This window comes from Pantoea sp. Fr+CA_20 (genome assembly GCF_024520835.1).
GTDB classification, from domain to species: Bacteria; Pseudomonadota; Gammaproteobacteria; order Enterobacterales; family Enterobacteriaceae; genus Pantoea; species Pantoea allii.
Map to the genome: position 1 here is coordinate 116,037 of NZ_JALNPN010000003.1, position 25,654 is coordinate 141,690.

Consider the following 25,654-nt stretch of genomic DNA (forward strand, 5'->3'; position numbering starts at 1 on the left):
CAAATCAGACAGGGATTACAAGGAGAAGATAATGCAGATAACGATGCGTAAAGGGTTACTGGCTGCGGGCGTACTGAGCAGCGCAATGGCGTTACCCGCGTGGGCAGCACAGGATGCAGTGATTGCCGTTGCCTCTAATTTCACCACGCTTGATCCCTACGATGCCAATGACACCTTGTCACAGGCGGTAGCGAAATCCTTTTATCAGGGGCTGTTTGGCTTCGATAAAGATATGAAGCGCATCAATGTACTGGCCGACAGCTACCAGGTGAGCGAAGACGGCCTGATCTATACGATTAAGCTGCATTCAGGCGTGAAATTTCAGGACGGCACCGACTTTAATGCCGAGGCGGTTAAAGCCAACCTCGATCGCGCCAGCAATCCTGATAATCATCTAAAACGCTATAACCTGTTCAAATACATCGCCAGCACTGAAGCTGTCGATCCTACGACGGTGAAAATCACACTCAAGCAGCCTTTTTCAGCCTTTATCAACAATCTGGCGCACCCTGCCGCGGTGATGATCTCGCCTGCAGCGCTGAAAAAATATGGCAAAGACATTGGTTTCCATCCGGTGGGAACCGGGCCGTTTGAGCTTGTGACCTGGAACCAGACCGATTTTGTTAAGGTGAAAAAATGGGATGGCTACTGGAAAAAGGGCTATCCAAAACTCGACAGCATCACCTGGCGTCCGGTGGTGGATAACAATACCCGTGCGGCTATGTTGCAAACGGGCGAGGCGAACTTTGCCTTTCCTGTGCCTTATGAGCAGGCCAAACTGCTGGAGAAAAACAGCAAGCTTGATGTTGTCACCACGCCATCGATCATGCAGCGTTATATCAGCCTGAATGTGACGCAAAAACCTTTTGATAACCCCAAGGTGCGAGAAGCGCTAGAATATGCGATTAACCGTCAGGCATTAGTCAAAGTCGCGTTTGCCGGTTATGCCACCCCGGCCACCGGCGTGGTACCGCCGTCAATTGAGTACGCACAAACCTATCCGCCCATTCCTTACGATCCGGCCAAAGCGAAAGCCTTGCTGAAAGAAGCGGGCTATCCGAACGGGTTCGACACCACGCTCTGGTCATCTCACAATCACAGTACGGCACAGAAAGTCCTGCAGTTTGTTCAGCAGCAGCTGGCGCAGGTGGGCGTTAAGGTGAAAGTGACGGCGATGGATGCGGGACAGCGTGCGGCGGAAGTGGAAGGCAAAGGTCAGAAAGAGAGCGGCGTACGCATGTTTTATACCGGCTGGTCAGCCTCTACAGGAGAAGCTGACTGGGCATTAACGCCGCTGTTTGCCACGGCTGCCTGGCCACCGGCGATCTTTAATACGGCCTTCTACAGCAACCCTAAAGTGGATAAAGATTTAGCGGATGCGCTGAAAACTACCGACAGCAAGCAAAAAGCCGAACGTTATAAAGATGCGCAGGATATTATCTGGAACGATCATCCGTGGATTCCACTGGTGGTGGAGCAGCTGGTTTCAGCCCACAGCAAAAACCTGAGTGGCTTTTATGTGATGCCGGATACGTCATTCAGTTTTGACGATGCCGAGCTGAAGTAATCCGGCGCGCCCGTTCAGGTTGTCGACAGCTGGGCGCTGCCCAGGGTTGAAACCTGAGCGGGTTTTTTGATGCCCGCTGTTTCAGTGCGTACTGAGGCTGCGCTGACGATACCGGGCAGGTCAGCCACGACGGCTGGCTGCTGTGTAGGATGTGACATGTTTAACTATTTTCTTAAACGACTGTTGGGCCTGATTCCCACCCTGCTTATCGTGGCGGTGCTGGTGTTTATGTTTGTGCACTTGCTGCCGGGCGATCCGGCGCGCCTGATTGCGGGTCAGGATGCGGATGCCACGGTTGTGGCGCTGGTGCGACAGGAACTGGGACTGGATCAGCCGCTGCCGCTGCAGTTCTGGCATTTTATCGTGAATGCCCTGCAGGGGGATTTTGGTCAGTCGCTGGTGTCAAGACGGCCGGTATCAGAGGAGATTGCCGCGCGTTTTATGCCGACCCTGTGGCTGACATTAGTCAGCATGGTATGGGCGGTGATTCTGGGGATGGCGATTGGTATTGTTTCTGCGGTATGGCGCAATCGCTGGCCGGATCGCCTGGGAATGACGCTGGCCGTGTCGGGCATTTCCTTTCCGGCGTTTGCCTTGGGCATGTTGCTGATGCAGGTGTTTTCGGTGCAGTTGGGCTGGTTGCCCACGGTGGGTGCCGATAGCTGGCAGCACTATATTTTGCCGTCTGTTACCCTGGGTGCCGCGGTCGCCGCCGTGATGGCGCGCTTTACCCGCGCCTCGTTTGTTGAGGTGATGCAGGAAGATTACATGCGCACCGCGCGAGCCAAGGGAGTGCGTGAGTCGCGTGTGGTGATTAAACACGGGTTACGTAATGCCATGATTCCGGTTGTCACCATGATGGGCCTGCAGTTTGGTTTCCTGCTTGGCGGCTCGATTGTGGTCGAGGTGGTATTCAACTGGCCGGGGTTAGGTCGTCTGCTGGTGGATTCGGTGCAGATGCGCGATTACCCCGTTATTCAGGCGGAGGTGCTGCTGTTTTCGCTGGAGTTTATCCTGATTAACCTGTTTGTCGATATGTTATATGCCGTCATTAACCCGGCGATTCGCTTTAAGGACACCTGATGAAAAACTGGCGACGGGAAGCGGCACTTAAAACGATGCCGCTGTTAAACGGCAACCGGGTAAGAACACCGTGGCGGGAATTCTGGCGGCGTTTTCGCCATCAGCCTGTGGCATTGCTGGCTGGCGTCTTCGTGCTGGTGCTGATTGTGTTGGCCTTTACGGCTCCGGCTATTGCGCCGTTCGACGCAGAAAATTACTTTGACTATGACCGCCTGAACGACGGCCCTTCGCTGATGCACTGGTTTGGGGTGGATTCACTGGGGCGCGATATCTTTAGTCGTGTGTTGGTGGGCACCCGAATTTCGCTGATTGCCGGTTTTGTTTCCGTGGCGATAGGCGCGTTTATTGGCACCCTGGCGGGCCTGCTGGCGGGCTACTACGAAGGCTGGTGGGACAGGATAACCATGCGCGTATGCGATGTGCTGTTTGCCTTCCCCGGTATTCTGCTCGCCATTGCTGTGGTGGCCATTATGGGCACCGGTATCAGCAATGTGATTATCGCCGTGGCAATCTTCAGCATTCCGGCCTTTGCCCGTCTGGTGCGCGGCAATACATTGGTGTTGAAACATCAAACCTATATTGAGTCCGCACGAAGCATTGGTGCCTCCGACTGGACGATCATTCTGCGCCACCTGTTACCCGGCACGGTATCGTCCATTGTGGTGTATTTCACCATGCGCATCGGCACCTCGATTATCACGGCGGCGAGCCTGTCGTTTTTGGGGCTGGGCGCGCAGCCGCCGACACCCGAATGGGGCGCGATGCTGAACGAAGCGCGAGCCGATATGGTGATCGCCCCTCACGTGGCGGTTTTTCCGGCGCTGGCGATTTTTTTCACTGTTTTAGCGTTTAATTTGCTTGGCGACGGGCTACGTGACGCACTTGATCCTAAACTCAAGACATGAAACCTTTTGATTACGAACAAGACTTCAGCACTATCGATTTTCGCAAACAGCCTGAACGTTATCAGGTCGGCCGCGGGGAGCAGGGCGTGCTGATGGTCCAGCCCTATAAAGACGAAATCTTACCGCACTGGCGTTTTCGCACCGTTGAGGTGGCGAAAGCGTCTGCAGAAGAAATCATGACGTTGTTCGAAGCCTATCGCCAGCAGGATGACTTTGTGGGGATGGACATGGCGCGCAAATTTATCCAGATGGGTTATACCCGCGCCCGTCGCTACAGCAACCACAAAGGTGGCCGTAAATACGCTGCGGATGGCAAGGAGCTGCCCCGAGGCAGGGACGAAGAAAAGGCCGCTGCGGCGGCCATTTTCAAAGCGTACTGGGACAGGTTACGTGCAGACGATGACTATCTGGCGCGCAAGAAAGCGCACCAGCAGAAGTACGGTTAAGCGCGGCTGGCCCACAAATCGTATTCGTCCGCGTGTTCAACCTTCACGCGCAGGACGTCGCCCGGCTTAACATTGCTTTCACCATTCAGGTAGACGGCGCCGTCGATTTCAGGCGCATCTGCCATGCTACGACCAATCGCGCCTTCTTCATCCACTTCATCAATGATGACCATAATTTCACGTCCCACTTTTTCCTGCAGGCGTTCGGCAGAGATCTGCTGCTGCAACTGCATAAAGCGGTCATAACGTGCTTGCTTAACGGCTTCATCGACCGGATCGGGCAGTTGGTTAGCCGTTGCGCCCTCAACCGGGCTATACTGGAAGCAACCAACGCGATCCAGACGGGCTTCTTTAATAAAGTCCAGCAGCATCTGGAAGTCTTCTTCGGTCTCACCGGGGAAGCCGACGATAAAGGTTGAGCGCAGCGTTAATTCAGGACAGATTTCACGCCAGCGCTTAATGCGCTCCAGCGTACGTTCTACCGCGCCAGGGCGTTTCATCAGCTTCAGGATGCGCGGGCTGGCATGCTGTAACGGGATATCCAGATACGGCAGAATTTTGCCTTCCGCCATCAGTGGAATGACGTCATCAACGTGCGGATAAGGATAAACATAGTGCAGGCGAACCCAAACGCCGAGTTTCGCTAACTGCTCACACAGGCTCACCATGCTGGTCTTAACCGGCGCACCGTTCCAGAAGCCCGTACGGTGTTTCACATCCACCCCATAGGCAGAGGTATCCTGCGAAATCACCAGCAGTTCTTTGACGCCGGCTTCAACCAGGCGCTTCGCTTCATCCAGCACTTCACCAATGGCCCGGCTGTCGAGATCGCCACGCATTGAAGGGATGATGCAGAAGGTGCAGCGATGATTACAGCCTTCAGAAATTTTCAGGTAGGCGTAATGGCGCGGCGTCAGCTTCACGCCCTGTTCCGGCACCAGGCTCAGAAACGGGTTGTGCTGCGGCTTTGGCACGTAGCGATGGACATGCGACAGCACTTGTTCATAGCTGTGTGGGCCGGTGATCTCCAGCACCTTTGGATGCACCTCACGAATCTGGTCGACTTTAGCGCCCAGACAGCCGGTCACGATGACCTTGCCGTTTTCGTTCAGGGCTTCACCGATCGCTTCCAGAGATTCCTGTACGGCGCTGTCGATAAATCCGCAGGTGTTGACGATAACGATTTCAGCATCGTCATAGCGTGGCACCACCTCATAGCCCTCGGTGCGCAGTTCCGTCAGGATGCGCTCGGAGTCGACAAGGTTTTTTGGGCAGCCAAGCGAGACAAATCCTACGCGCGGCGGCAGTGTATTCGTAGTGGACATAAGGTGGTTTCCGGTTCAGCACAGCAATGGCGCGCGATTTTACCTGTGTTGTGATGAAAATTGTAGCGTTATCTGTAAGGGATTGGTTAAGCGTAAAGTAACGCAAAAACCGGTAAAGGTCAGACGCGGTTGCCGTTGACGAAACGGCAGAGCAGGCGGGCGGGGGGAAAGCACTAACTCACCGTTCTGTAAAAGAAATTCTAATAAACACCTAATAACTGGAGGGAATAAATATTTAACAATCCTGACTTTACTGGCGGGCTTTTGCCCAGATTCTCGGTTGATATTTGCTTGTTTTCATTAATAATGAATCGCTTAACAAGTACTGAAGGCACCGTTTCTTCAGATCATGACGTGGATAATGTGAGAGCGAAATAATGAAAGAGATCATCAACGGGTTTCTGAGTTTTCAGCAGACAGTCTTTCCCGAAAGAAAAGCGCTTTTTAAAAGTCTGGCATCAAACCAGAATCCAAAAGCGCTGTTTATCTCTTGCTCAGACAGCCGTCTGGTGCCGGAACTGGTGACGCAGCAGGAACCTGGGCAGCTGTTCGTTATCCGCAATGCGGGCAACATTGTGCCCTCATTTGGCCCGGAGCCGGGCGGTGTGTCAGCGACCATTGAGTACGCGGTCATGGCGCTGGGCGTTTCTGATATCATCATCTGTGGTCACTCCAACTGTGGCGCAATGAACGCCATCGCCTCCTGTGCCTGTATGGATTCGATGCCAGCCGTTGAGCACTGGCTGCGTTATGCCGATGCGGCAAAAGCGGTGGTTGAGCAGCGTGAATATGATTCGCCTGAGAAAAAACTCAACGAAATGGTGCAGGAAAACGTGATTGCCCAGCTAAACAACATGAAAACTCACCCGTCGGTATCGGTCGGGTTACGCCAGGGTAAGCTGCGGCTGCACGGCTGGGTGTACGATATTGAAAGCGGCACGATTCTGGCTCTGACGCCAGGCGGTAAAGAGTTTATCTCACTGGCGGAAAACCCGGACACCTGTTTCGAATAACCGCTTCCGCCCGCTATCTTACTGCGGGCGGTCTCTTCTCTTCACGATACCTTTTCGGTCGGCTTCTCCCGCGCCTGCCATTGCGCATCCTGCTGCCAACACCTTGTTTAATCTTTTGTAAATCCTTAACAGCATCCCCGACCCGCTGACTACGCTTAACAACACTGCACCCTGTGAGGAGAAGGCTATGTCCCGTGTTTCGATCCCGCTGTTATTCAGTGGCGCGCTACTCTTTTCCAGCCCGCTGTGGGCTGATGAACTCAAGGTTGAGGTGCTCCAGGATAAGCTGGATCATCCCTGGTCAGTGGCGTTTTTGCCGGATAATCAAACCCTGCTGATCACCGAACGATCCGGTCAACTGCGCAGCTGGCGGCCAGACAGCGGCTTGTCCGAACCGATTCAGGGCGTGCCGAAGGTCTGGGCGCAGCGTCAGAGCGGACTTCTGGACGTGGTGCTGGCACCCGATTTTGCGCAGAGCCGCCGCGTCTGGCTCAGCTATACCGAAGCGGACAGCAACGGCAAGGCCGGCGCCGTGGTGGGCTACGGCAAACTCAGTAACGATAATCGCCAGTTAACCGATTTTCATGCGGTAATTCAGCAAACGCCGCGCCTCTCAAGCGGTAACAACATCGGGACCCGACTGGCCTTTGATCGTCAGGGCTTTTTATGGATTGCCTTTGGCGACAACTTTGTCAGCAGCGCCGCACAGGACCTCGATAAACTTCAGGGCAAACTGCTGCGCCTGAACGCGGACGGCAGCGTGCCAAAAGATAATCCTTTCGTTGACAGGCAGGGCGCGCGGCCAGAAATCTGGGCCTATGGCCTGCGCAATCCGCAAGGTCTGGCGCTGAATCCCTGGACGCAGACGATGTGGGAAAGTGAACACGGTCCGCGCGGTGGAGATGAGGTGAATATCATCCAGAAGGGCAAAAACTATGGCTGGCCGCTGGCCACCTACGGTATTGATTACAACGGCAGTAAGGTCCCGGAATCTAAAGGCACGCACGTTGAGGGCACGGAACAGCCCGCGTTTTACTGGAAAGTCTCACCGGCGATCAGTGGTATGGCCTTTTATAACAGCGCGCGTTTCCCGCAGTGGAAAAACTCCCTGTTTATCGGGGCGCTGAAAGAGAAGAACCTGATTCGGTTGCACATTAACGGCGAGAAAGTGGTGGAAGAGCAACGCTTACTGGACGGGCGAAATGAACGCATCCGCGATGTCCGCCAGGGGCCAGATGGTTATCTCTATGTCTTAACGGATGAAGCCGAAGGTAAATTGCTGAAGGTAGGGCTGAAGCAGGACGCCAGCGCGTCCCGCGGTTAAATTAGCGGACCCAGTGGCAGACCTGCCAGCCGCGTTTTTCGGCTTCCTGGCGCAGCGGCTCGGCCGGGTTTATCACGTGTGCATAATCGGCCTGCGCCAGCATGGGCAGGTCATTCATGGAGTCACTGTAGGCCCAGGTATATGCGTACTGTTCCGCAGGGCGTTCAGCCTTCCATTCTTCCACCCGTTTCACTTTGCCCTGCTGAAACGTCATGGTGCCATAGGTATTGCCGCTGTAGCGCTCATCCACCACTTCCACGCCAATAGCCAGTGCGCCGCAGGCACCAAGCTGGCTGGCAATTGGATTCACCAGATGCTCGCCGCTGGCGGAAATGACGATAATTCTGTCTCCGCGCGCCTGATGCCAGTCGAGACGCGCCCGCGCTTCAGGAAAGACGCGCGGCATAATATCGCGGTGAATAAAGCGCCGAACCCATCCTTCCACCGTCATCGTTGCCATCCCGGCTAAAGGGGAGAGGGTTTTACGCATGTACTCGTCAATGGACAGCGTTCCGGCGTAATACTGGCGCATTAATTCCTGTTCTTCATCAAGCAGGTCACTGGAGGCGAAGCCTTGTGAGACCAGCCAGCGCAGCCACAGGCCGGTACTGTCCTCGCTAATCAGCGTTTCATCCAGATCAAACAGGGCTAAATCCATAGGGGGTTCTCCTCGATTGAATAAAGTCAGGTTAACCCAGTTTTGTGACGGCCTTAACTTTTTGATTAAAAAATCAGAATTTAGCGCATTTTTATGTGCGACATTCGTGAGGGAAAATGGCAGGCGCGCGGCGCTCAGACCAGGGTTAATCTACTAAAATCTATAAAACTTTACGATTAAGCGGTTTTTTTCATTGACGCCAGCGGGTAGCGTTCTCACAGAAGGTGTTAAGCCTTTGACTTTCGTTTTACTAAGGACAATCCGGCCAAGCCCATGACAAATACTTGCTTTTCATCTCCCCTGCGGCGCATCGCTGCGACCTCGTTGTTACTCATCGCGCCGATGGCTGTTTTTGCTGAACAGGCACCCGCCGCGCCTCAAATTGATGCCAGGGCCTGGATCTTAATCGACTACGCCAGCGGTAAAGTTCTGACAGAGTCGAATGCCGATCAGCGGCTCGATCCTGCCAGCCTGACAAAAATGATGACCAGCTATGTGGTTGGGCAGGCAATCAAATCCGGCAAAATTAAACCCGATGATATGGTGACGGTGGGGCAGGATGCCTGGGCTACCGGCAACCCCAAACTGCGCGGTTCTTCGCTGATGTTTCTTAAGCCCGGTGACCGCATTCCGGTGCATGAGCTGAACAAAGGCATTGTGATCCAGTCCGGGAACGATGCCTGCATCGCACTCGCGGACTATGTGGCTGGCAGTCAGGATTCCTTTATTGGTCTGATGAATAACTATGTCAATGCGCTTGGCCTGAAAAACACCCATTTTATGACGGTGCATGGCCTGGATGCCGAGGGGCAGTACAGTACCGCGCGCGACATGGCGCTGATTGGTCAGGCGTTGATTCGCGATGTGCCGGAAGAGTATGCCCTGAACAAGGAAAAAGAGTTTACCTTTAACAACATCCGTCAGATAAACCGTAACCGTCTGCTCTGGAGCAGCAATCTGAAGGTGGACGGTATCAAAACCGGTCACACCTCCGGTGCCGGTAATAATCTGGTGGCCTCAGCCACCGAAGGCGATATGCGGCTGATCTCGGTTGTTTTGGGAACCGCCAGCGATGCCATTCGCTTCCGCGAGAGTGAAAAATTACTGACGTGGGGTTTCCGCTTTTTTGAAACCGTGACCCCAATTAAAGCGGATGCCCCTTTTGCCCAGCAGCGCGTCTGGTTTGGCGAACAGAATCAGGTCAACCTTGGCGTGGAAAAAGACGCGGCACTGACCATTCCTAAAGGGCAGATGAAAAACCTGAAAGCCAGCTACAGCCTGACATCGCCGCAGCTAGAGGCGCCGTTGAAGAAAAACCAGGTGGTCGGCACCATTGATTTTCAACTGGACGGCAAAACGATTGAACAGCGTCCGCTGGTGGTGCTGCAGGATGTGCCGGAAGGCGGCTTCTTCAACCGTATCATTGATTTTGTGATGATGAAGTTTAACGGCTGGTTCGGGAAGTGGTTCAGCTAAAAAACGGAAGGGACGCCGCGGCGTCCCTTGTGTATTACCCTTGTGTCCAGCCTTTACGTATCGGTAAAGCGAACAGCGCCCGATAGAACGGGTTAATGATATTAAGCAGACGTTCGCCATACAGCTGCCAGGCAAGGTGCGACGCCAGGCAACTCAGCATTCCCACCAGAAAACCGCCCAGCATATCCATTGGCCAGTGCACGCCAAGATAAACACGCGACCAGGCAATCGCAGTGGCGACCACCATCAGGATAATGCCCGACCAGAGCCGGTGCCAGAACAGGAAAGCCAGCGCAAAGGTGAAAATCGTGGTGCCGTGATCGCTGGGATACGAGTCGTCGGCAGCGTGTGCCAGAAACTGATGGCCGAAATTGATCGCAAACGGACGCGGATGCGGGAACAGTTGTCCCACGCACCAGGAAATGGCTAATGCATAGAGCAGCGCGATGCCGGTTTTTAACACCAGCACTCGCTGTGACGCCACCTGATCGCGCGGTCCCCACAGCCACAATGCCACAATCAGCAGCGGGACAATGGCAATGACGTCTTTGGCTATGAAGAGGGCAAGCTGCAATAACCAGTGAGGTGAGTCTGAGGTAGCGTTAATCGCCATAAATAGGGTGCGGTTCAATTCTTCCATTACGTGGTCGGTTCCTCTTACTGATGTTCAGATTCTCTCAATCCCGGAAAAAGGGCTTAAGCCAACGGGCAAAAGCAGATTGAGTCTGTCGCATCTGCTAGCACATGTTGCTAACAAAATAAGCTGCCTATCCTGCGTGCAGACGGGCAGAGAGTCCATCACAAGGTTCTTAATCTGCACTAAGGTTGCAAAATGGTTTAAGTTTGGTGAAGTTTTAATGTTGAAGTGGGGCGGGCAGGATGCAAGGCATAAAAAAACCCGCTGGGAAAAAGACCAGCGGGCTCCACAATTTGGGGATTTCAAAGAAAAGCAGTGGCACTTATTCAGACTGTGGTCGGTAAAAAAAGTTCTGGACGTCAGTAAAAAAATTTTATAAGGGTAGTAACGGCCAGATAATAACGATTAATGTGCCCGCCAGCGTCAGCAAAACGTTCGCAATGGCGTAGGTGCCGGCATAGCCCAGCGCAGGAATATTACTGCGCGCCGTATCGCTGATAATCTCCATAGCCGGTGCGCAGGTGCGTGCACCCATAATGGCCCCGAAAAGCAGCGCGCGGTTCATGCGTAGAACATAAGCGCCAAACAGGTAGCAAATCACTACCGGCAACAGGCTGACCAACAGGCCGCACAAGAGCATCAGCGCGCCGTTAGCCGATATGCCATGGTCGATACCGCTCCCGGCACTCAGGCCAACGCCTGCCATAAACACCATCAGCCCAAACTCTTTAACCATCGTCAGCGCACCTTGCGGAATATAGCCAAAGGTGGGATGGTTAGCGCGCAGGAAGCCCAGCATAATGCCGGCAAACAGCAACCCTGCGGCATTACCGATGCCAAAACTGAAGTTGCTGAATTGAAACGTAATCAACCCGACCATCAGGCCGATGATAAAAAAGGCACAGAATGCCAGCAGGTCGGTTATCTGGCTGTGAATTGCAATAAAGCCAATGCGATCCGCCACACTTTTTACCCGCCGCGCCTCACCACTGACCTGCAACACATCGCCTTTATTGAGCATGATATTGTCGTCAATTGGCATCTCAATCTGGCTGCGAATCACGCGGTTTAAAAAGCAGCCGTGATCGGTAAGATTGAGTTTGCTCAGCCGCTTGTTTACGGCGTTGTGGTTTTTTACCACAATCTCTTCGGTCACAATCCGCATATCCAGCAAATCGCGGTCAAAGACTTCTTTTCCGTTACGGAAGCTGGCATCCAGTCGCGCGTGCGCATCCGGATAGCCCACCAGCGAAATATCATCCCCCAGTTGCAGCACCGCATCGCCATCCGGACTGGCGAGGATGCCATTACGGCGGATACGTTCGATATAGCAGCCTGTCTGGCGATAGATCCCGAGCTCACGTAGATTCTTACCGCCGCTCCATGCCACCAGCTCCGGGCCCACACGATAAGCACGAATCACCGGCAGAAACACTTTGCGCTGGCTGTCAGCGTCAAGGCCGCGCTCACGTGCAATTTGTTGTGCGCTGGTGGGTAAGTCCTGATGTTGCAGACGGGGGAGATAGCGAGCGCCAAAAATCAGGCTGACTAACCCTATCAGGTAGGTAACGGCATAGCCCAGACTGAGTTGATCCTGCATCATGCTGAGCTGTTTAGGATCGCTGATGCTCTGGCGCAACGTATCGCCTGCACCGACCAGTACCGGCGTAGAGGTCATGGAACCGGCCAGAAGGCCCGCGGTCAGCCCGATATCCCAGCCAAAGAATTTGCCAAATCCCAGGGCCAACAGCAGGGCGCTGACCACCATCACGATGGCGAGCATGAAATAATTTTTGCCGTCCCGAAAGAAAATAGAAAAAAAGTTGGGACCCGCCTCAATACCGACACAAAAAATAAACAACATAAAGCCCAGGCTTAGGGCATCTGTATTCATCGAGAAGTGCTGCTGGCCTAATAATAACGAAACCACTAATACGCCAATGGAATTGCCGAGTTGCACCGAGCCAAAACGTAATTTCCCCAGACAAAGTCCCAGAGCCAGCACGAAAAATAATAACAGAATGTCATTACCTCTTAACAATTCTGCGATGTTAACATTCAACATTTTAACTTCTTGTTTACTTGTAACCTATTGAAGAGAGGCTTGTTTTTCGCTATCTTGAGCAAGCCGTAAGATTACCTTCAGCGATCATCGATTTCTGAAAAGGTAACGAGGCCAATATTCTAATCAGAAAAACCATTCTCAGCCATTGGCGACTTTCATTCGTATGGCAAACGACTGTTTATTTTTATTTCCACCGGGCTCAGCAAGGTCACAGACGATGTTTTGGCGAGTTTTTAATGAGTGGGGAGTTATGCCGCAGCGTTATTATTTCTGGGCAACCTGCCTGTCAGGTGGCGTGTTTTATTGTTTAGTCTTTATGTTTACTCAGGATTTCCGGCTGTTAGATAAGCAGGTGTTACACAGCCAGCCTGAACTGCTGTTTTTTTTGCTACCTGGTGCATTAATGGCGCTGATGCAGCAAGAAGCACCGCTAAAAAGTACGCTGATTATGGCGTTTACCGGGACGCTACTGGCCGCGCTGTTATTGCATGGCGTTTTCGCTGAGCCTACCCGATGGGATTATATTGCTATCTGGAGCCTGAGCGGCATGTTTTGGGCGGGATGCGGTGCACTACTCGTGCGGTTGCTGCGACTGATCGCCGCGTCCAGACGTTAAGTGCTTATACGGGGTTATGTACTGCTCGTTATCCTGTTGAGTCAGGTCAGCCATTTCATTAAGGCGCGGCTGGCATCACGCCAGCGCGCACATTCAGGTTACCGCCTCTGTTGCTCAGGCAACAAATCCCAGATTCTCTTTTGTCCACGCCGCAAACTCGGTGTAGCCACCGATATGCTGATCGTCCAGGAAAATCTGCGGTACGGTGCTGACCGGTTTGCCCGCACTGGCTTCGAGATCGGCTTTGGTAATGCCTTCCGCCTGAATATCAACATACTGGTAGTTGAAATCATCACGATCGGCCTGCAGTTTATCCGCCAGTTCTTTGGCGCGAACGCAGTAAGGGCAGCCGGGACGACCAAAAATAACAGCAATCATTGAGAACTCCTTGCGAGGTACGTTGTGTGATGATGATCACACGACAAAGTCAGGAAAGCCGATAATGATGCCCGCTCGTCGCGCTTAAAGAAAGCAGGATTTACCTGTTAGTCTGATGCCTGCATCCTATGAATCCACAAAGTGAGTCAGAGCGCGATCTGAAACCGCTGATGTGCAATTTAAGGGATGTTATCCATAATTGAGAGTCAATTAGCCTTGAGGCAGGAGAAAGCTATGCGGAACATCGCAACGTTGCCTAAGACCATACTGGCAATGGAAGCGCTGGGCGGTTTGCTTATTGTCGGCGCGCTGGTCGTGGTTAACCGTTGGTTACCTGGCCTGCCCAACGGTGCCGGAAGTAAGCACTTAGCGACCGCGCTGTTTATCATCGGCATTATGCTGATGTTACCTGCCGCCTGGCTGTTGATGTGGCGCTGTGCCAAAGCACTGGCGCCGCAGTTGTTCAACCAATCTGAAAAAAAAGAGAATTAGCTGGAGATTTTATGACACCGACTATCGATTTACTGTGCAGCCACCGTTCAATCCGTTCTTTCACTGACCAGAAGGTGAGTACTGAACAGCGTGACGCGATTATTGCTGCGGCGCAATCGGCGTCCACATCCAGCTTTTTGCAGTGCTCATCCATTGTACGCGTGACCGATCCGGCGTTACGCGATCAACTGGTTACCCTGACGGGCGGCCAGACGTGGGTGGCCGATGCGGCGGAATTTTGGGTATTTTGCGCGGACTTTAATCGTCATCTGCAAATCTGCCCGGATGCCCAGTTAGGCCGGGCAGAACAGCTGCTGCTCGGCTGTGTGGATACAGCACTGATGGCGCAGAATGCCATGGTAGCAGCAGAATCCCTGGGGCTGGGCGGCGTATTTATTGGTGGTATTCGTAACAACATCGCCCAGGTAACCGAGCTGCTGGGGCTGCCAAAGTTTGTGCTGCCGCTGTTTGGTTTCTGCCTGGGCTATCCTGAATCCGTGCCGGATGTGAAACCACGTATTCCGCAGTCGATGCTGGTACATGAAAATCGTTATCAACCTGTGGACCCGGCTGTGCTGGCTGATTACGATAGCCGTACGGCGATCTACTATGAACAACGCGACAGCAATCAGCGTAGCGAAACCTGGAGCCAGTTGATTCAGCGCCTGATCATCAAAGAAACCCGCCCGTTTATGCTGGATTACCTGCATCAGCAGGGCTGGGCAACACGCTAATTTAACGCAAGGATTTTGATGGATGAAAATGGCCATTCTGTCGCGCGATGGAACGCTTTATTCCTGTCGCCGTTTACGTGACGTCGCCGAACAGCGCGGTCATTTTGTGCAGATCATTGATCCTCTCTCTTGTTATATGAACATTAACCCCGCCTCGCCCGGTATTCACTACCGCGGCGAGCTGTTGGGGCATTTCGATGCCGTTATTCCGCGCATTGGCACCGGTATTACCTTTTATGGCACCGCGGTGTTACGCCAGTTCGAAATGTGCGGCAGTTATCCGTTAAACGAATCCGCCGCTGTGACCCGCGCGCGCGACAAACTCCGTTCCCTGCAACTGCTGGCCCGGGACGGGATAGATATGCCGGTAACGGGTTTTGCCTCTTCTCCGGATGATACTCAGGACCTGATCGCCATGGTGGGCGGTGCACCGCTGGTGGTGAAACTGGTCGAGGGAACCCAGGGCATTGGCGTCGTACTGGCCGAGACGCGCCAGGCGGCAGAAAGCGTCATTGATGCCTTTCGCGGGCTTAATGCACATATTTTAGTGCAGGAGTTTATCCAGGAAGCGCGTGGGCGCGATGTGCGTTGCCTGGTGATCGGCGATCGTGTCGTGGCAGCCATTGAGCGTCAGGCGAAAGAAGGGGATTTCCGTTCGAATTTACATCGAGGCGGTACCGCCTGTACGGTTGACATCAGCGAGCAGGAACGTGAGATGGCGGTGAAAGCTGCCGCTGTATTGGGGCTGGATGTGGCAGGCGTGGATATTCTGCGCTCAAAACGTGGCCCGTTGGTCATGGAGGTAAATGCGTCTCCCGGCCTGGAAGGCATTGAAACCACAAGCGGTCTGGACATTGCCGGCATGATGATCGACCACATTGAACGGCATGCTACCCCCGGGCTCCGTCCTAAAACCGCGGGTTGACCCGCGTTTTCCAGTGGTTTTCGTGGAATCTCACCCGGTTTTTCCGTAAGCTAGGTCGCTTATTTATCACCCCATGGGATTTTACAATGGATTCTCTTGTCGTTCCGGATATCGACCTGCTGCGTCGTTGGCTGGATCAGCAAAATATCACTTGGTTTGAATGTGATGCTTGCCAGGCGCTTCATTTGCCGCATATGCAAAACTTCGACGGGGTGTTTGACGCTAAAATCGACCTGGTCGATAACGTCATTCTGTTTTCAGCACTGGCGGAAGTCAAACCGACCGCATTAATTCCGCTGGTGGGTGACTTATCGCAAATCAACGCCAGTTCGTTGACGGTTAAGGCGTTCATCGATATACAGGATGACAATCTGCCTAAGCTTATTGTTTGCCAGTCAATGATGACCACGGCCGGGTTAACCTTCGGTCAGTTCTCGCATTTTATGAAGCAGAGTGAAGAAGAGATTTCCATGGTCATCATGGAAGCCTTTGCCAATAATTTGCTGATGATAGGTGAAGATGAAGAGCATGTTGCAAGCAGCGCCATGCATTCTGTCCTGCATTAAACCCCTGCGTTGATTAAGCCGTCATCATTGACGGCTTTTTTATTTCCGACGCGCCCTCTGTTACCTGCCACGTATTTCCCCTCCTGGCTGACGCCACAACGACGATTTTTGCGGTTCAGCGCCTGTAATTCTTAATGTTATCAATTGTGAACAACACAGGTTAATTTATAACCGTAATGTTTTATTCTGCATTAAGCCCTTAATTGCCAGATTAATGACGTTGTTTATGCCATAAAAGCCGAACCTCATAGCTTAAACATGCATAAAATATTGAGTTCAGGCGTTTTTTACGCTGAGATCTGGTTAACCCTGAACGGGGGGGCTATGCTTGCGGGGCGGCGACAACAGTGAGAATGCCGTGCAGGTATAGGTTTTTACTATTAAACGTCCACTGAATAATGATTCATTGTGTAACTGATTTTTAATCACTAAACGCAAAACCGAATCACTGATGTGCAGCGTTGTTATAACCCGCTCAGGAGGATTAAAAGCATGTTCAACCAACGTCAAAAATGGTTGTCAGGTGTGGTGGCTGGGGTGCTGATGGCTGCTTCAGCCAGTACCATGGCGGAAGATAAGACGCTGCACGTTTATAACTGGTCGGATTATATTTCGCCAGATACCGTGCCTAATTTTGAAAAGCAGACCGGTATTAAAGTGGTCTATGACGTGTTTGATTCCAATGAAGTCCTGGAAGGCAAACTGATGGCTGGTAGCACCGGCTATGACATCGTGGTGCCTTCATCGAGTTTCCTGGGACGTCAACTTCAGTCTGGCGTGTTTCAGCCGCTGGATAAAAGCAAACTGCCAAACTATAAAAATCTGGACCCTGCCTTGATGGCGAAAGTCGCCCAGCATGACCCGGATAATAAATATGCCATTCCATATTTGTGGGGCACCACCGGAATTGGTTATAACGTCGAAAAAGTTAAAGCCGCGCTGGGCGCTGATGCGCCGGTAAACAGTTGGGATCTGGTGATGAAACCAGAAAACCTGGAAAAACTGAAAAGCTGTGGCGTTTCTTTCCTGGATGCGCCCGAAGAGATCTTTGCCACCGTACTTAACTACCTGGGCAAAGATCCTAACAGCAGCGATGCGAAAGATTATTCCGGTGCCGCGACGGATCTCTTGCTGAAGCTGCGTCCCAATATTCGTTACTTCCACTCTTCGCAATATATTAACGACCTGGCGAACGGCAATATCTGTGTGGCCATTGGCTGGTCGGGCGATATTCTTCAGGCGAAAAACCGCGCGGAGAAAGCGAAGAATGGCGTCAACATTGGTTACAGCGTACCGAAAGAGGGCGCACTCGCGTTCTTCGATATGATGGCGATTCCTAAAGACGCCAAAGATATTGATGCGGCTTACGCCTGGCTGAACTACATCATGGATCCGAAAGTCATTGCTGACGTGTCCAATAAAATGAATTACGCCAACGGCAATAAAGCCTCACTGCCGTTAATTAATGCCGATATCCGTAACAACCCCGGTATTTACCCCACACCGGATGCGATGGCCAAACTGTTTGTGCTGAAGATTCAGGACCCGAAACTGGATCGCGTGCGCACACGTGCATGGACTAAGGTTAAAAGCGGTAAGTAATTCGACAGCATATGTTATGCAACAGCAACAGAGGCGCAGTACAGGCCTCTGTTGTGCCATTTTTAGCGGCACTGTTTGCCGCGTTGTTCCGCCTGGCTCCGGAGAACTACATTCGTGAACGATGCCATCCCTCGCCCGCAAAATAAAACAGCAAAAGCGTTAACGCCGCTGCTGGAAATTCGTAATCTGACCAAATCCTTTGACGGCCAGCATGCCGTGGACGACGTCAGCCTGACCATTTATAAAGGCGAGATTTTTGCCCTGCTCGGCGCGTCCGGCTGTGGCAAATCAACCCTGTTACGCATGTTGGCAGGGTTTGAACAGCCCACCAGCGGCCAGATTGTATTGGATGGTCACGATCTGTCGCATGTCGCGCCCTATCAACGCCCTATTAATATGATGTTCCAGAGCTACGCGCTGTTTCCCCATATGACGGTAGAGCAGAACATTGCTTTTGGCCTGAAGCAGGACAAACTGGCAAAAGGGGAAATCACCCAACGCGTCGAAGAAATGCTGTCGCTGGTACACATGCAGGAATTTGCCAAACGCAAACCGCACCAGCTTTCGGGTGGTCAACGTCAGCGCGTGGCGCTGGCGCGCAGCCTGGCGAAGCGGCCGAAACTGCTGCTGCTGGATGAACCTATGGGGGCGCTGGACAAAAAGCTACGCGACCGCATGCAGCTGGAAGTGGTGGACATTCTGGAGCGCGTTGGGGCGACCTGTGTAATGGTGACGCACGATCAGGAAGAAGCCATGACGATGGCAGGGCGTATTGCCATCATGAACCGCGGCAAATTCGTGCAGATCGGTGAGCCGGAAGAGATTTACGAGCATCCTACCAGCCGCTACAGCGCCGAGTTTATCGGCTCGGTAAACGTGTTTGAGGGCCTGCTGCGCGAACGTCAGGAAGACGGTCTGGTGATTGACAGCCCCGGCCTGAAGCATCCTCTTAAAGTCGATTCAGACGTATCGGTGGTGGATAACGTGCCGGTTCACGTCGCCCTGCGCCCTGAAAAAGTAATGCTGTGTGAAGACGTGCCTGCCGAGGGTTGTAACTTTGCTGACGGTGAGGTGGTCCACATTGCCTATCTGGGCGATCTCTCCATTTACCATGTTCGCCTGCACAGTGGCCAGATGCTCAGTGCCCAGCTACAAAATGCACATCGCTACCGCAAAGGGTTACCGACCTGGGGCGATCAAGTGCGTCTGTGTTGGGACAGTGACAGCTGCGTGGTATTGACGGTTTAAGGAGGCGCGATGAACCAGATTTTTCAACGCACGAAAGCCCCGGCTAAGCTGCTCGGTACGCCGTTGCAGCGCTGGGCAACGCGCATAAAGATGCAGCACGGGCGCAAGCTCGTCATTGCATTACCTTACCTGTGGCTGATTCTCTTTTTTCTGCTGCCGTTCCTGATTGTTTTGAAAATCAGCTTCGCGGATATTGCCCGGGCGATTCCGCCTTATACCGAACTGGTCAACTGGGCTGACGATCAACTCAGCCTGGTGCTGAATCTGGGCAACTATGTCACGCTGAGCGACGATCCGCTGTATATCGACGCCTATTTACAGTCGTTAAAAGTGGCGGCTATCTCCACCGTGATCTGCCTGCTGATTGGTTATCCGCTGGCGTGGGCCGTGGCGCACAGCAAGCCTTCGATGCGTTCTGTCCTGCTGTTACTGGTGATCCTGCCGTCGTGGACGTCGTTTCTGGTGCGGGTTTATGCCTGGATGGGACTGCTGAACAACAACGGTATTCTCAACCGCTTTCTGCTGTGGACGGGCGTGATCGACCATCCGTTAGTGATTCTGTATACCAATACGGCGGTCTATATCGGGATTGTCTACTGCTATCTGCCCTTTATGGTGCTGCCTATTTATACCGCGCTGACGCGAATCGATTATTCGCTGGTGGAAGCCTCACTGGATCTGGGCGCGCGCCCGCTGAAAACCTTCTTCAGCGTGATCGTGCCCCTGACAAAGGGCGGTATCATTGCCGGTTCCATGCTGGTGTTTATCCCGGCGGTGGGCGAGTACGTGATCCCCGAACTGCTGGGCGGTCCGGACAGTATTATGATTGGCCGTATTCTTTGGCAGGAGTTCTTTAACAATCGTGACTGGCCTGTGGCCTCTGCGCTGGCGGTGATCATTTTGCTGATTTTGATTCTGCCGATTATTTGGTTCCACAAACATCAAAACCGTGAAATGGGAGAGAAGGGATGAACAATCTGCCAACGATCCGCTCTCCCTGGCGTACGGCGATTTTAGCCTGCTGCTTTTTGTTTCTTTATGCACCGATGCTGCTGCTGGTGGTTTACTCCTTCAACAGTTCGCAACTGGTGACGGTCTGGGAAGGGTTTTCATTCAACTGGTATCGGGTGCTGTTTCAGGACAATGCCATGATCGATGCGGTGCTGCTGAGCCTGACCATTGCCGGGCTTTCAGCCTCGATGGCGGTGGTGCTGGGCACGATGGCGGCGGTGATTATCGTGCGGTTTGGGCGCTTTCGTGGTCATAACGGCTTTGCCTTTATGCTGACCGCACCGCTGGTGATGCCTGATGTGATCACCGGGCTGTCACTGTTACTGCTGTTTGTCGGCTTAGGAAATGCGCTGGGCTGGCCAACGGAACGCGGTACGCTTACCATCTGGCTGGCACACGTGACGTTCTGTACCGCTTATGTGGCGGTGGTGATTAACTCGCGGCTGCGGGAGCTGGACCGATCTATCGAAGAGGCGGCGATGGATCTGGGCGCGACGCCGTTGAAAGTCTTCTTTGTGATTACGGTCCCGATGATTGCACCAGCGATTGTGACGGGCTGGCTGCTGGCCTTTACGCTGTCACTGGATGACCTGGTGATTGCCAGCTTTGTGACCGGGCCGGGCGCCACCACCTTGCCAATGGCTATTTTCGCCACGGTGCGACGTGGGGTGAATCCGGAGATTAACGCGCTGGCTTCCCTGATCCTGTTCGTCGTGGGCATCGTGGGCTTTATTGCCTGGCGCGTGATGGCGCATGAAGAAAAGCAGCGTATAAGCGATATTCAGAAAGCGAAACGTGGCTAAAACCGCCGACTTTTGCCATTCTGTGACGAGGCTGGTTAATCCAGCCTCTTTATCGTCATGGTGGAGTAAAAGACATGTCGGAAACCCTTAAACACGGCTCTGTTTTACCCTCAGCCCCGGTGCCCGTCACGGTGGCTGGCGTGGCGATTATTGCCACGCGCTGTCTGAGCGTGTTAATGCTGGCGAATGCGCTGGGTTACGCCGAAATAGCCAACTTTGTGCACCGCAGTGCGCAGTCATGGGATTCCACGCTGATCTTTATCGCCAGTCAGGTCATTTTCTTATTTGAACTGCGTTGTGCTTTTACCCTGATGCGCGGCAGCAACCGGGGACGCTGGGGATTCGTGGTGGCGCAAATCGTGGTGCTGTTTTATATGCTCATGGCTTCCACCGGCTGGATCTACCCGGAAATCTTCAGCATTCAAGGGGATAATAACCTGCAGATTATCCATCGCACGCTGCTGCAAAAACTGCCCGATCTGGTGGTGCTGTTGCTGCTTTTTCTCCCCGCCAGCAGCCGCGCATTTTTCCGTAAGCGGTGATACAATCGCGCTCCGCCAACCCTTCCGACCGTTAACACAGGCTTTACCATGCACTGCGCGCTCTATGACGCTAACCGTTGCCGCTCTTGCCAGTGGCTCGAAAAACCTTATCCCCAGCAGCTTGATGAGAAACAGTCCCAACTGACCCAGCTGCTGGCCGCGTTTCCGGTTAAACACTGGCTGCCGCCGGTCACGTCGGCCCAGCAAGGATTCCGTAATAAGGCAAAGATGGTGGTGAGCGGCAGCGTTGAGCGCCCGATTTTCGGTATCGTACAGCGTAACGGTGAGGCGACGGATCTTTGCGCCTGTCCGCTCTATCCCGACAGCTTTTCCCCGGTACTGGCGAGCTTAAAACCCTTTATCGCGCGTGCAGGCTTAACCCCTTACAACATCGAACGGCAGCGCGGTGAACTCAAGTATTTGCTGCTGACCGAAAGTACCCAGGGCGGGATGATGCTGCGCTTTGTTCTGCGATCGCACACCAAGCTGGAGCAACTGCGAAACGCACTGCCCTGGCTACAGCAGCAGTTGCCGCAGCTGAGTGTGATTTCAGCCAACATTCAGCCGGTGCATATGGCCATTCTGGAAGGGGATGAGGAGATCGCGCTGACGCCAACGCAGTCGCTGGCCGACGTTTTTAACGGTGTTCCGCTGTGGATACGGCCCCAAAGTTTTTTCCAGACCAATCCCCAGGTGGCCAGTGCGCTGTACGCGACGGCGCGCGACTGGGTGCGTCAGCTTCCGATTACCAGCATGTGGGATCTGTTTTGCGGCGTGGGAGGATTTGGCCTGCATTGCGCTTCACCAGAGATACAGCTGACCGGGATCGAGATCAGTGCTGACGCCATTGCCTGCGCGCAACGCTCAGCACAAATGCTGGGTCTGGATAACGTCAGTTTTGCCGCACTCGATTCCACCGCCTTTGCCACTGAGCGTGATGCGGTGCCGCAGCTGGTGCTGGTGAATCCGCCGCGCCGGGGGATTGGAAAGGGGCTGTGTGATTATCTCCGCACGATGGCGCCTGACTATGTGCTCTATTCAAGCTGTAATCCGCAGACGATGGCGCAGGATATTGCCCGGCTGAGCGATTACGATGTGACACAGGTACAGCTGTTCGATATGTTCCCGCATACGGCGCATTTTGAAGTGCTGACGCTACTGACGCATCAACGGCTGGGTGGGCCAGTCAGGTAATCTGCTGAACTGAGGACAGTGCAGAACCGGTCAGCAGAACACGCCGCTGGCCCATAATACTTATTCAGGGAACCATTTCTGATTAATTTTCTGCCAGCTACCGTTCGCTTTCAACGCCGCCAGAGCCTGATTAAATTTATCGCGCAGTGGGTCATTACCTTTGCGTACTGCAATGCCCAGGCCGGTACCAAAGTAATCGGCATCCGTTACGTGCTCACCGACGCTGGCCAGTTCGCTGTTACTTTTTAACCACTGATTGACGACTGCGCTGTCACCAAATACGCCGTCAAGACGACCGCTTTTCATATCCAGAATGGCATTCTGATAGCTGTCATACGCCACAACTGTAATTTCAGGGTGCTTGTCCTGCAGATATTTCTGGTGCGTCGTACCATTCTCAACGCCAATACGTTTACCTTTCAATGCATCGACAGAACTGAACTTCCCTTTCGGCGCAATCACGATGGCGGAGTTCGCGTAATAGGGCTGAGTGAAATCAACCTGCCTGCTGCGTTCGGCAGTGATATCCATACCTGCAATGACGGCGTCATAGCGGCGGAACTTGAGCGAAGGGATCAGGCTGTCAAACGCTGTATTAGTAAATGAGCATTCCGCTTTCATCTGCGCACACAGCGCTTTCGCCAGGTCAATGTCGAAACCCACAATCTGGTTGTCGCTGTTCAGCGATTCAAAAGGAGGGTAGGTAGCAGAGGTGGCGAAGCGAATTTTGTCAGCCGCCTGGGCGCTTACCGCCAGGCTTGCCAGTACGGCGGCAATCATCCATTTTTTCATTACAGGCTCCCGTTAGCCATCAATAACACAGCAAGTGAATGCGCCACACGATGCCAGTAAATGAATTTTTATGCAATAAATATGATTATAAAATTAATCAGGCAGGTTGCCCTGCCGAAGGATTAATTCCGCCGTTCAAACGCCAGGGCGCGTTTTTCAATCAGGCGCATCATGAGGGTAAGCAGACCGTTAACACACAGGTAAATCAGCCCGGCAGCCGCGTAAACCGTGACGTCATAGGTTCGGCCATACAGCAGTTGACCATGCCCCATCACCTCCATCAGCGTAATAGTAAACGCCAGTGATGTGCCTTTAAACACCAGCACCACTTCGTTGGAGTAGGAAGACAGCGCACGCTTAAACGCATAAGGCAGCAGAATACGCAGGGTTTGCCGGGGCGTCATGCCCAGCGCTTCACAGGACTGCCACTGACCAGAAGGAATCGCCCGAACGGCACCGTAAAACAGCTGCGTCGTATAGGCCGCGCTGTTGAGTGACAACGCCAGCATGGCGCACAGCCATGGCTGCGACAGCAGGTGCCATAACCAGGGCACCGTTTGCAGGCTAGGAAACTGCCCCGGCCCGTAATAGATCAGGAAGATCTGCACCAGCAGCGGCGTGCCGGTAAACAGGGTAATAAAGCCTTTTACCAGCGGCGAAAACAGCGGCGTTTTCAAGGCCAGCACGATGGTAAACATCAGCGACAGCAGCAGCGCGGTCACCAGGGAAGCGGCGGTTAAGCTCAGGCTGGTATTCAGCCCTTTCAACAGTTCGGGTAGATAGTGCAGCATCAGCGGTCCCCCCGCTCAAAACGGGTAGTGCGCAATTCAATTCGACGCAGCACGGCCTGACTGAACAGCGTGATCAGCAGGTAAATGGCCGCCGCCACTAAAAACCAGGTGAAAGGTTCCTGGGTTCGGGTCGCGATACTTTTGGTCTGCAACATAAGGTCGTTAACGCTAATCAGCGACACCAGTGCGGTATCTTTCAGCAACACCAGCCACTGGTTTCCCAGGCCTGGCAACGCATGACGCCACATTTGCGGCATGATCAGGCGGACAAAAATCGCTGACTTTTTCATGCCGAGCGCCTGGCCTGATTCCCACTGCCCAATCGGCACGGCTTTCAGCGCGCCGCGCAGCGTTTGCGACGCATAGGCGGCATAGAGCATCGCCAGCGCTATCACGCCACAGAGAAACGGGCTGACGTCAAAATTTTCAATCTGCATCTGAACCGGCAGCCTGAAAAAGCCGAAGTTCAGGACAACGCCATCGGATAAGGTCAGTAACACCTGTGATGCGCCAAAGTAGATAAACAGCACGACCAGGATTTCCGGCAGGCCGCGAATCAGCGTGACCAGAGCGGTACCGATCCATGCCAGCGGCTTCAGCCGCATTGACTCCCAGCCGGCAAAAATCATCGCCAGCACCAGGCCAGCGATGAGGGCACAAACAGCAAGGCCGACGGTCATACCGGCGGCGCTTGCAAGCGGGATTATTTCATTCATCAGAAATTACTGCTGGAACCATTTGCTGTAGATGGTTTTGTAGGTGCCATCGGCTTTGATTTTATCAAGCGCGGCATTGAATTTGCTTTGCAGCTCAGTATTTCCCTGACGAACGGCAATGCCCAGACCGGTTCCGAAATAGTCTTTATCGGTCACTTTCTCACCCACCGGGGCCAGGTTTGCGTTCTGCTTAAGCCACTCGTTGACGACCGCGCTGTCGCCAAAAACGGCATCAATGCGGCCATTTTTCAGATCCAGCACCGCATTCTGGTAGCTGTCGTAGGGCACCACGGTAATATCCGAATGCTTATCTGTCAGGTATTTTTGATGGGTCGTCCCGTTCTGTACGCCAACGCGCTTGCCTTTCAGCGCTTCAATGCTGGCGACTTTGCCTTTCTGCGCAACGAAGGTGGCAGAGTTGTCATAGTAAGGTTTGCTGAACAGCACCTGCTTTTCACGTTCAGGCGTAATGTCCATGCCGGCCATCACCGCATCAAAACGGCGAAATTTCAGGCTGGGGATCAGGCTGTCGAAAGCCTGATTGGTGAACGTACAGGTCGCATCCATCTCTTTACACAGCGCATTAGCCAGATCGACATCAAAGCCCTGAATTTTGTTATTCGCATCAACAAACTCAAAAGGAGGATAGGAAGCCTCGGTAGCAATACGAATGGTTTCGGCAGCGGAAGCGCTCAGGCTTAATCCGGCAAGCAGTGCAGCAAGTACGACTTTTTTCATTGTTAGC

At 53.3% G+C, this 25,654-nt stretch carries 29 protein-coding genes; 19 read left to right on the top strand and 10 right to left on the bottom strand.

The window, feature by feature from the left end; all coding sequences use genetic code 11:
* The first annotated feature begins 31 nt into the window (after nt 1–31).
* Nucleotides 32–1,567 carry a glutathione ABC transporter substrate-binding protein GsiB gene (gene gsiB, locus NR177_RS05390; RefSeq protein WP_109717219.1) on the top strand — a complete coding sequence of 512 codons (1,536 nt, stop codon included), beginning with the start codon at nt 32–34 and terminating at the stop codon, nt 1,565–1,567.
* A gap of 14 nt (nt 1,568–1,581) precedes the next feature.
* On the opposite strand, the gene NR177_RS05395 is transcribed toward gsiB, so the two are convergent.
* Nucleotides 1,582–1,725: a hypothetical protein gene (locus NR177_RS05395; RefSeq protein WP_181377133.1), complete on the bottom strand. Its 144-nt coding sequence runs from the start codon at nt 1,723–1,725 to the stop codon at nt 1,582–1,584.
* On the opposite strand from NR177_RS05395, the gene gsiC reads away from it, so the two are divergent.
* The 3 genes from gsiC to NR177_RS05410 are packed head-to-tail and all read left to right on the top strand — an operon-like array spanning nt 1,724 to nt 4,001.
* Nucleotides 1,724–2,650: a glutathione ABC transporter permease GsiC gene (gene gsiC, locus NR177_RS05400; protein WP_109717220.1), complete on the top strand. Its 927-nt coding sequence runs from the start codon at nt 1,724–1,726 to the stop codon at nt 2,648–2,650. The two genes, NR177_RS05395 and gsiC, sit on opposite strands and share 2 nt — an antisense overlap.
* Entirely contained in the window at nt 2,650–3,555 is a 906-nt protein-coding gene (gene gsiD / locus NR177_RS05405) for a glutathione ABC transporter permease GsiD (RefSeq protein ID WP_063878900.1), read from the top strand. Before gsiC ends, gsiD begins: the two co-directional genes overlap by 1 nt.
* Nucleotides 3,552–4,001 (top strand): DUF4385 domain-containing protein, encoded by a 450-nt coding sequence (locus NR177_RS05410; RefSeq protein ID WP_063878901.1) that lies wholly within the window; start codon nt 3,552–3,554, stop codon nt 3,999–4,001. The genes gsiD and NR177_RS05410 overlap by 4 nt, the downstream gene beginning before the upstream one ends.
* Here NR177_RS05410 and rimO read toward each other — a convergent pair.
* Complete coding sequence (gene rimO, locus NR177_RS05415; protein ID WP_063878902.1) at nt 3,998–5,326, bottom strand: 30S ribosomal protein S12 methylthiotransferase RimO; 1,329 nt, start codon at nt 5,324–5,326, stop codon at nt 3,998–4,000. The genes NR177_RS05410 and rimO overlap by 4 nt on opposite strands.
* A gap of 377 nt (nt 5,327–5,703) precedes the next feature.
* On the opposite strand from rimO, the gene NR177_RS05420 reads away from it, so the two are divergent.
* Together NR177_RS05420 and NR177_RS05425 are read left to right on the top strand one after the other, a co-directional pair.
* Nucleotides 5,704–6,339 carry a carbonic anhydrase gene (locus tag NR177_RS05420; protein ID WP_013025190.1) on the top strand — a complete coding sequence of 212 codons (636 nt, stop codon included), beginning with the start codon at nt 5,704–5,706 and terminating at the stop codon, nt 6,337–6,339.
* Between the two features lie 187 nt (nt 6,340–6,526).
* Entirely contained in the window at nt 6,527–7,663 is a 1,137-nt protein-coding gene (locus NR177_RS05425) for a PQQ-dependent sugar dehydrogenase (protein ID WP_063878903.1), read from the top strand.
* Nucleotide 7,664: 1 nt separating this feature from the next.
* Here the strand turns inward: NR177_RS05425 and NR177_RS05430 are convergent, their stop codons facing one another.
* On the bottom strand, nt 7,665–8,321 hold the full coding sequence (locus tag NR177_RS05430) for an HAD family phosphatase (RefSeq protein ID WP_256852432.1): 657 nt from the start codon (nt 8,319–8,321) through the stop codon (nt 7,665–7,667).
* 273 nt (nt 8,322–8,594) lie between these two features.
* Between NR177_RS05430 and NR177_RS05435 the strand changes: the two genes are divergently transcribed.
* Nucleotides 8,595–9,797: a serine hydrolase gene (locus NR177_RS05435; protein ID WP_063878905.1), complete on the top strand. Its 1,203-nt coding sequence runs from the start codon at nt 8,595–8,597 to the stop codon at nt 9,795–9,797.
* 34 nt (nt 9,798–9,831) lie between these two features.
* On the opposite strand, the gene ybjG is transcribed toward NR177_RS05435, so the two are convergent.
* On the bottom strand, nt 9,832–10,437 hold the full coding sequence (gene ybjG / locus NR177_RS05440) for an undecaprenyl-diphosphate phosphatase (protein ID WP_063878911.1): 606 nt from the start codon (nt 10,435–10,437) through the stop codon (nt 9,832–9,834).
* Nucleotides 10,438–10,654: 217 nt separating this feature from the next.
* Here ybjG and NR177_RS05445 point away from each other — a divergent pair, with 217 nt between their 5' ends.
* On the top strand, nt 10,655–10,813 hold the full coding sequence (locus tag NR177_RS05445; RefSeq protein ID WP_156506656.1) for a hypothetical protein: 159 nt from the start codon (nt 10,655–10,657) through the stop codon (nt 10,811–10,813).
* On the opposite strand, the gene NR177_RS05450 is transcribed toward NR177_RS05445, so the two are convergent.
* On the bottom strand, nt 10,808–12,496 hold the full coding sequence (locus NR177_RS05450) for an aspartate:alanine antiporter (RefSeq protein WP_109717278.1): 1,689 nt from the start codon (nt 12,494–12,496) through the stop codon (nt 10,808–10,810). The two genes, NR177_RS05445 and NR177_RS05450, sit on opposite strands and share 6 nt — an antisense overlap.
* A gap of 253 nt (nt 12,497–12,749) precedes the next feature.
* Here NR177_RS05450 and ybjM point away from each other — a divergent pair, with 253 nt between their 5' ends.
* Complete coding sequence (gene ybjM, locus NR177_RS05455) at nt 12,750–13,115, top strand: inner membrane protein YbjM (protein WP_256852433.1); 366 nt, start codon at nt 12,750–12,752, stop codon at nt 13,113–13,115.
* A gap of 114 nt (nt 13,116–13,229) precedes the next feature.
* Here ybjM and NR177_RS05460 read toward each other — a convergent pair whose 3' ends face one another.
* Nucleotides 13,230–13,493: a GrxA family glutaredoxin gene (locus tag NR177_RS05460; RefSeq protein WP_063878913.1), complete on the bottom strand. Its 264-nt coding sequence runs from the start codon at nt 13,491–13,493 to the stop codon at nt 13,230–13,232.
* Nucleotides 13,494–13,727: 234 nt separating this feature from the next.
* Here NR177_RS05460 and NR177_RS05465 point away from each other — a divergent pair, with 234 nt between their 5' ends.
* The 10 genes from NR177_RS05465 to rlmC all read left to right on the top strand — a co-directional run bounded on the left by NR177_RS05465 (nt 13,728) and on the right by rlmC (nt 22,610).
* Nucleotides 13,728–13,985: a DUF1418 family protein gene (locus tag NR177_RS05465; RefSeq protein WP_145395078.1), complete on the top strand. Its 258-nt coding sequence runs from the start codon at nt 13,728–13,730 to the stop codon at nt 13,983–13,985.
* An 11-nt stretch (nt 13,986–13,996) separates the two neighbouring features.
* On the top strand, nt 13,997–14,719 hold the full coding sequence (nfsA, locus tag NR177_RS05470) for an oxygen-insensitive NADPH nitroreductase (protein WP_063878915.1): 723 nt from the start codon (nt 13,997–13,999) through the stop codon (nt 14,717–14,719).
* 22 nt (nt 14,720–14,741) lie between these two features.
* On the top strand, nt 14,742–15,644 hold the full coding sequence (gene rimK, locus NR177_RS05475; RefSeq protein ID WP_063878916.1) for a 30S ribosomal protein S6--L-glutamate ligase: 903 nt from the start codon (nt 14,742–14,744) through the stop codon (nt 15,642–15,644).
* A gap of 86 nt (nt 15,645–15,730) precedes the next feature.
* Nucleotides 15,731–16,210 carry a YbjN domain-containing protein gene (locus NR177_RS05480; RefSeq protein WP_063878917.1) on the top strand — a complete coding sequence of 160 codons (480 nt, stop codon included), beginning with the start codon at nt 15,731–15,733 and terminating at the stop codon, nt 16,208–16,210.
* Between the two features lie 492 nt (nt 16,211–16,702).
* On the top strand, nt 16,703–17,812 hold the full coding sequence (gene potF, locus NR177_RS05485) for a spermidine/putrescine ABC transporter substrate-binding protein PotF (protein ID WP_063878918.1): 1,110 nt from the start codon (nt 16,703–16,705) through the stop codon (nt 17,810–17,812).
* 114 nt (nt 17,813–17,926) lie between these two features.
* A complete protein-coding gene (gene potG, locus NR177_RS05490; protein WP_256852434.1) occupies nt 17,927–19,060 on the top strand; it encodes a putrescine ABC transporter ATP-binding subunit PotG in 1,134 nt (377 codons plus the stop codon).
* A 9-nt stretch (nt 19,061–19,069) separates the two neighbouring features.
* Nucleotides 19,070–20,032: a putrescine ABC transporter permease PotH gene (gene potH / locus NR177_RS05495; protein WP_063878920.1), complete on the top strand. Its 963-nt coding sequence runs from the start codon at nt 19,070–19,072 to the stop codon at nt 20,030–20,032.
* Nucleotides 20,029–20,874 carry a putrescine ABC transporter permease PotI gene (potI, locus tag NR177_RS05500; RefSeq protein WP_096012207.1) on the top strand — a complete coding sequence of 282 codons (846 nt, stop codon included), beginning with the start codon at nt 20,029–20,031 and terminating at the stop codon, nt 20,872–20,874. Before potH ends, potI begins: the two co-directional genes overlap by 4 nt.
* A gap of 74 nt (nt 20,875–20,948) precedes the next feature.
* Nucleotides 20,949–21,416, top strand: a complete 468-nt coding sequence (locus NR177_RS05505) for a YbjO family protein (protein ID WP_063878922.1) — start codon at nt 20,949–20,951, stop codon at nt 21,414–21,416.
* Nucleotides 21,417–21,464: 48 nt separating this feature from the next.
* On the top strand, nt 21,465–22,610 hold the full coding sequence (gene rlmC / locus NR177_RS05510) for a 23S rRNA (uracil(747)-C(5))-methyltransferase RlmC (RefSeq protein WP_256852435.1): 1,146 nt from the start codon (nt 21,465–21,467) through the stop codon (nt 22,608–22,610).
* A 60-nt stretch (nt 22,611–22,670) separates the two neighbouring features.
* Here rlmC and artJ (NR177_RS05515) read toward each other — a convergent pair whose 3' ends face one another.
* From artJ (NR177_RS05515) to artJ (NR177_RS05530), 4 genes are all read right to left on the bottom strand, one after another.
* Nucleotides 22,671–23,402: an arginine ABC transporter substrate-binding protein gene (artJ, locus tag NR177_RS05515; RefSeq protein WP_256852436.1), complete on the bottom strand. Its 732-nt coding sequence runs from the start codon at nt 23,400–23,402 to the stop codon at nt 22,671–22,673.
* 122 nt (nt 23,403–23,524) lie between these two features.
* Nucleotides 23,525–24,193: an arginine ABC transporter permease ArtM gene (gene artM, locus NR177_RS05520; protein ID WP_256852437.1), complete on the bottom strand. Its 669-nt coding sequence runs from the start codon at nt 24,191–24,193 to the stop codon at nt 23,525–23,527.
* On the bottom strand, nt 24,193–24,909 hold the full coding sequence (gene artQ / locus NR177_RS05525; protein WP_096012211.1) for an arginine ABC transporter permease ArtQ: 717 nt from the start codon (nt 24,907–24,909) through the stop codon (nt 24,193–24,195). Before artQ ends, artM begins: the two co-directional genes overlap by 1 nt.
* Nucleotides 24,910–24,915: 6 nt before the next feature.
* Nucleotides 24,916–25,647, bottom strand: coding sequence for an arginine ABC transporter substrate-binding protein (artJ, locus tag NR177_RS05530; RefSeq protein ID WP_063878927.1), 732 nt, complete (start codon nt 25,645–25,647; stop codon nt 24,916–24,918).
* Nucleotides 25,648–25,654: the final 7 nt, after the last annotated feature.

Coding starts and splice junctions, on each gene's coding strand:
- gsiB (WP_109717219.1), top strand. CDS start 32: ATGCAGATAACGATGCGTAAAGGGTTACTGGCTGCGGGCGTACTGAGC.
- gsiC (WP_109717220.1), top strand. CDS start 1,724: ATGTTTAACTATTTTCTTAAACGACTGTTGGGCCTGATTCCCACCCTG.
- NR177_RS05395 (WP_181377133.1), bottom strand. CDS start 1,725: ATGTCACATCCTACACAGCAGCCAGCCGTCGTGGCTGACCTGCCCGGT.
- gsiD (WP_063878900.1), top strand. CDS start 2,650: ATGAAAAACTGGCGACGGGAAGCGGCACTTAAAACGATGCCGCTGTTA.
- NR177_RS05410 (WP_063878901.1), top strand. CDS start 3,552: ATGAAACCTTTTGATTACGAACAAGACTTCAGCACTATCGATTTTCGC.
- rimO (WP_063878902.1), bottom strand. CDS start 5,326: ATGTCCACTACGAATACACTGCCGCCGCGCGTAGGATTTGTCTCGCTT.
- NR177_RS05420 (WP_013025190.1), top strand. CDS start 5,704: ATGAAAGAGATCATCAACGGGTTTCTGAGTTTTCAGCAGACAGTCTTT.
- NR177_RS05425 (WP_063878903.1), top strand. CDS start 6,527: ATGTCCCGTGTTTCGATCCCGCTGTTATTCAGTGGCGCGCTACTCTTT.
- NR177_RS05430 (WP_256852432.1), bottom strand. CDS start 8,321: ATGGATTTAGCCCTGTTTGATCTGGATGAAACGCTGATTAGCGAGGAC.
- NR177_RS05435 (WP_063878905.1), top strand. CDS start 8,595: ATGACAAATACTTGCTTTTCATCTCCCCTGCGGCGCATCGCTGCGACC.
- ybjG (WP_063878911.1), bottom strand. CDS start 10,437: ATGGAAGAATTGAACCGCACCCTATTTATGGCGATTAACGCTACCTCA.
- NR177_RS05445 (WP_156506656.1), top strand. CDS start 10,655: ATGTTGAAGTGGGGCGGGCAGGATGCAAGGCATAAAAAAACCCGCTGG.
- ybjM (WP_256852433.1), top strand. CDS start 12,750: ATGCCGCAGCGTTATTATTTCTGGGCAACCTGCCTGTCAGGTGGCGTG.
- NR177_RS05460 (WP_063878913.1), bottom strand. CDS start 13,493: ATGATTGCTGTTATTTTTGGTCGTCCCGGCTGCCCTTACTGCGTTCGC.
- NR177_RS05465 (WP_145395078.1), top strand. CDS start 13,728: ATGCGGAACATCGCAACGTTGCCTAAGACCATACTGGCAATGGAAGCG.
- nfsA (WP_063878915.1), top strand. CDS start 13,997: ATGACACCGACTATCGATTTACTGTGCAGCCACCGTTCAATCCGTTCT.
- rimK (WP_063878916.1), top strand. CDS start 14,742: ATGAAAATGGCCATTCTGTCGCGCGATGGAACGCTTTATTCCTGTCGC.
- NR177_RS05480 (WP_063878917.1), top strand. CDS start 15,731: ATGGATTCTCTTGTCGTTCCGGATATCGACCTGCTGCGTCGTTGGCTG.
- potF (WP_063878918.1), top strand. CDS start 16,703: ATGTTCAACCAACGTCAAAAATGGTTGTCAGGTGTGGTGGCTGGGGTG.
- potH (WP_063878920.1), top strand. CDS start 19,070: ATGAACCAGATTTTTCAACGCACGAAAGCCCCGGCTAAGCTGCTCGGT.
- potI (WP_096012207.1), top strand. CDS start 20,029: ATGAACAATCTGCCAACGATCCGCTCTCCCTGGCGTACGGCGATTTTA.
- NR177_RS05505 (WP_063878922.1), top strand. CDS start 20,949: ATGTCGGAAACCCTTAAACACGGCTCTGTTTTACCCTCAGCCCCGGTG.
- rlmC (WP_256852435.1), top strand. CDS start 21,465: ATGCACTGCGCGCTCTATGACGCTAACCGTTGCCGCTCTTGCCAGTGG.
- artJ (WP_256852436.1), bottom strand. CDS start 23,402: ATGAAAAAATGGATGATTGCCGCCGTACTGGCAAGCCTGGCGGTAAGC.
- artM (WP_256852437.1), bottom strand. CDS start 24,193: ATGCTGCACTATCTACCCGAACTGTTGAAAGGGCTGAATACCAGCCTG.
- artQ (WP_096012211.1), bottom strand. CDS start 24,909: ATGAATGAAATAATCCCGCTTGCAAGCGCCGCCGGTATGACCGTCGGC.
- artJ (WP_063878927.1), bottom strand. CDS start 25,647: ATGAAAAAAGTCGTACTTGCTGCACTGCTTGCCGGATTAAGCCTGAGC.